Source organism: Nostoc sp., from assembly GCF_035638895.1.
Classification (GTDB): Bacteria; Cyanobacteriota; Cyanobacteriia; order Cyanobacteriales; family Nostocaceae; genus Nostoc.
The window spans coordinates 1-4,465 of record NZ_DASQZC010000533.1; the positions used below are offsets into that span (position 1 = coordinate 1).

The 4,465-nt window shown below is 40.5% G+C and carries 2 protein-coding genes; both read left to right on the forward strand.

Going from position 1 to position 4,465, the window contains the following annotated elements; genetic code table 11:
- A partial coding sequence (locus VE944_RS26300; protein WP_324984115.1) for a non-ribosomal peptide synthetase occupies positions 1-2,534 on the forward strand: 2,534 nt, incomplete at its 5' end.
- 276 nt (positions 2,535-2,810) lie between these two features.
- On the forward strand, positions 2,811-4,340 hold the full coding sequence (locus tag VE944_RS26305; RefSeq protein ID WP_324984117.1) for a glycosyltransferase: 1,530 nt from the start codon (positions 2,811-2,813) through the stop codon (positions 4,338-4,340).
- Positions 4,341-4,465: the final 125 nt, after the last annotated feature.

Consider the following 4,465-nt stretch of genomic DNA (forward strand, 5'->3'; position numbering starts at 1 on the left):
TAGAAAAGCTTTCGCAGCAAGAAGGTGTAACCTTTTTTATGACGCTGCTGGCAGCATTTAAAACTTTGCTCTACCGCTACACACATCAAGAAGATATTGCCGTAGGTTCGCCAATTGCTAACCGTAACCGTAGCGAAATTGAAGGTCTAATTGGTTTTTTTGTCAATAGTTTAGTATTACGCAGCAATTTATCTGGAAACCCAAGTTTTCGAGAACTATTAGGCAGAGTCCGAGAGGTAACGCTAGGAGCTTATAGCCAGCAAGATTTGCCGTTTGACAAGCTAGTTGAAGAACTGCATCCAGAGCGAAACTTGAGCCATCATCCGTTATTTCAAGTAGTGTTTAGTTTACAGAATGCTCCAATGTCGGCACTAGAACTGCCTGGATTAGTGCCTAGCTTTATGAATATTGAGTTAAAAAAAACGCGCTTTGATTTGGAACTACACTTATGGAAGTGTTCTGATGATTTTAGGAGCTTATTGGGTACAAATTGGGAGTATTCTGAAGGACTTCGTGGCGTAATAGTTTACAACACTGATTTGTTTGAGAAAGTTACTATTACCCGGATACTAGAACATTTTAAAACTCTGTTATCAAGCATTGTTGCCAATCCAGAACAGCGCATTGCAAATTTACCGCTTTTAAGTGAAACGGAGCTACATCAGGTTTTAGTGGAGTGGAATAACACTAAAACAGATTATCCTGATAATAAGTGTATCCATCAATTGTTTGAAGAACAAGTACAGCATCATCCTAATTCTATAGCAGTAATCTTTGGTAACGAGCAACTCACTTATCAAGAGTTGAATACACGCAGCAATAAACTAGCACATTACTTACAAAAAATCGGGGTAGGTTCAGAAAAGCTAGTAGGTATTTGCATTTCACAGTCTATAGAAATGATAGTTGGCTTATTAGGTATTCTGAAAGCAGGAGGAGCATATCTGCCTTTAGATTCCAGCTATCCTCAAGAACGCTTAAATTTTATGCTGGAAGATGCACAGATTTCAGTATTGCTAACACAAGAAAAGTTGCTCAAGTCTTTTGAATGTTTCTTCAATCCAATTGTTTGCATAGATAAAGACTGGGAAATTATTACTCAAGAAAACCAAAATAACATTGGAAGTAGCGTTACATTTAACAATTTAGCTTATGTTATTTATACTTCTGGCTCTACAGGAAAACCCAAGGGAGTGTCTATAACTCACAAAGCTGTAAATCGGCTAGTGTGCAATACAAACTATATAAAGTTGTCACCATCAGATAAAATCGCCCAAGTCTCAAACACTTCTTTTGATGCAGCAACATTCGAGATTTGGGGAGCGTTACTTAACGGCGCTCAACTTGTGGGTATTAGTAAAGATGTAATCCTTTCGCCTCATGAATTCGCATTACAGCTACAACAAAAAGAAATTAGTGTTTTGTTTTTGACAACAGCTTTATTTCAACAGATTGCTAGAGATGTTCCCCAAGCTTTTGCTTCATTGCGATATTTACTATTTGGTGGTGAGGCTGTTAATATAAGATGGGTTAAAAAAATTATCCAACATGGTGCGCCAAAACATTTTATTCATGTTTACGGGCCTACAGAAAATACAACATTTTCATCTTGTTATCATATCCAAGAACTACCAGAATCAGCCACATTTGTTCCCATTGGTTGCCCGATTAATAATACACAAATTTATATATTAGATTCCCATTTACAACCTTTGCCCATTGGCGTTACTGGCGAAATATATATTAGTGGTGATGGTTTGGCACGAGAATATCTCAATCACACGGAATTAACTGCTGAACACTTTATTACAAATCATTTTAGTAATAATTCAAAAACACGTCTTTATAAAACTGGTGATTTAGCCCGCTATTTACCAGATGGCAATATTGAATTTTTAGGTCGGATTGATAATCAAGTAAAGATTCGTGGCTTTCGCATTGAATTATCTGAGATTGAAGCGGTGTTGAATGAACATCTATCTGTGAAAGAAACAGTGGTCATTGCTGATGAGGACATACCTGATAATAAGTATTTGGTGGCTTATATTGTTATTAATGTAGTAGAAGTATCAGATTTAGCATCTGTATTACGTAAATACTTGAAAGAAAAGTTACCAGAATACATGGTGCCAACAGCTTATATGGTAATGGAATCAATATCATTAACACCGAATGGCAAAGTAGACCGTCGTGCTTTACCTAAAACAGATGTAGTAACTTTCGATAGATATGATTATGTAGCACCGCGATCGCAAGTTGAAGAGTTACTTGGAGAAATTTGGGCTAAAGTCCTGGCAAAAGAGCAGATAGGCGTTCATGATAATTTCTTTGAATTGGGCGGTCATTCTCTACTAGCGACTCAGTTAATTTCCCGAATCCGAGATACCTTTCAAATAGATGTAACTGTACGCAATTTATTTGAAGCACCAACTATTGAACAACTTGCTAAGTGCATTGATACAATGTTTTGGGCAGCAAAAGGTGCAGATAAAACTGAAACTACAGGACAAGAGCGAGAAGACGTTGAATTTTAAGGAGAAATATCACCTTATTATTTATGTCATCCGGTATATGTGCGCCAGCCGCAGAAACGAGTAACTTAAACATTAGGAAAATACGCGAATTGGCTAGGTTTAAGCTAAAGGGAATTAATAAAAGCCCTTTGACCTACTTGTTGATGGTATTTATCTACAGCCTTACTGTCTGCGTTTTTCAGCCTTGGGAGTTTTTAACAAGCTCACTAAGCTCTTATGCTGCCGTCTTCAGGCAAACATCTTTAGTAGAAATCAACCTGTATTAGGAAGTGGGCTATGCATATTGGATTTCTCAACCCTCAAGGCAATTTTGATTCAGCCAATAGTCATATAACGAAACACCCAGATTTTGGGGGTCAGCTAGTCTATGTTAAGCAAGTCGCCATAGCCATAGCTCAAATGGGTCATAAAGTTGATATTCTTACCCGTCAAATCATTGACCCAGAGTGGCCAGAGTTTGCCGAAGTGATTGACACTTATCCAGGGATCGATAACGTCCGCATTATCCGCTTACCAGCTGGGCCAAAAGAATTTCTTTCTAAAGAGTTGTTATGGCCTCATCTGGTCGCTGATTGGATACCCAATATCTTGAAATTTTATCAACAAGAAGGTGGTTTACCCAATGCTATGACTGCTCACTACGCTGATGGAGGACTGTGTGGCGTTCTAATTGAAGAGAAGACAGGCATACCTTTTACCTTTACTGCTCATTCTCTCGGCGCTCAAAAGATAGACAAACTGGAAGCCACCCCAGAAAATCTCACAGAAATAGACGAGCAATTTAATTTCAGATATCGCATCTTAGCCGAACGCCTAAGCATGAATCGCTCGGCTATTAATATCACCAGTACACGACAAGAACGCTTTGAACAGTATTCTCATCGAGTCTATAGTGGTGCAGTGGATGTAGACAACGACAACCGCTTTGCAGTGATTCCACCGGGAGCAGATTTCTCGATTTTCGGTGCAAAGGCACGTTCCGAAAATGAAGAGGCTACTTACCAGTTCATTCAGGAGCGATTGGTACGGGACATTGCAGAAGCCCGTCGAGATCTGCCCGTTATCATAGCATCCAGTCGATTAGAGCCTAAAAAAAATATATTAGGGCTAGTGCAAGCCTTCGCAATGAGTCCAACACTTCAGGAACGAGCTAACTTAGTGCTAATTACAGGGGGGCTGGACGATCCTTTACGAGAGGAAACTAGCGACGACATAGCTGAAGAGGTATTAGCCCCCATTCGGGAAGTCGTCAAAGAAAATGACTTGTGGGGCAAGGTGAGTGCCTTTGGCTTGTCAGATCAGTCTCAAGAGTCGCTGGCAGCAACCTATCGGTTTATGGTTAAACGCCGCTCAGTATTTGCGCTAACTGCACTCTACGAACCTTTTGGGCTTGCTCCCTTAGAAGCGGCAGTTGCAGGTTTGCCAGTGGTAGCAACCAAGAATGGTGGCCCCAGCGAGAGCTTCCAACAGGGAAATAAGGAATATGGCGTACTTGTTGACCCAGAAGATCCTGCTGATATTGCACGGGGGTTGGAGCGGTTGCTATGTGATGCTCAGGAGTGGGAGTATTTTGCCCAAGCGGGTCAGCAACGGGTGCTGAAGAAGTACACTTGGGAATCTACTGCTGAAAACTACCTGTCTTCACTTGAGCAAATTCTGTCTTCACCGGAAACCCGCCCTCGTGCTGAACTCCTTCCCATCCATCCCTACTTTTGTAATCCAGAATCGCAGACCGATGTTTTTTTGGAAGAATTGGGCGACCTCTACTTTGGAAGTAATCAAAAGGTACTAATAAATGCGGGTTAAATAAAGTGCAAAACTAAGGTCAAAGCAGAAGTTGCTACAGAAAAAGTTGAAGTTCTTACAGGGAAGACGGAGGTTGCTACAGACTGCGCGAAACATCCAAACGTCTTGACGGAAGTTCTTACAGG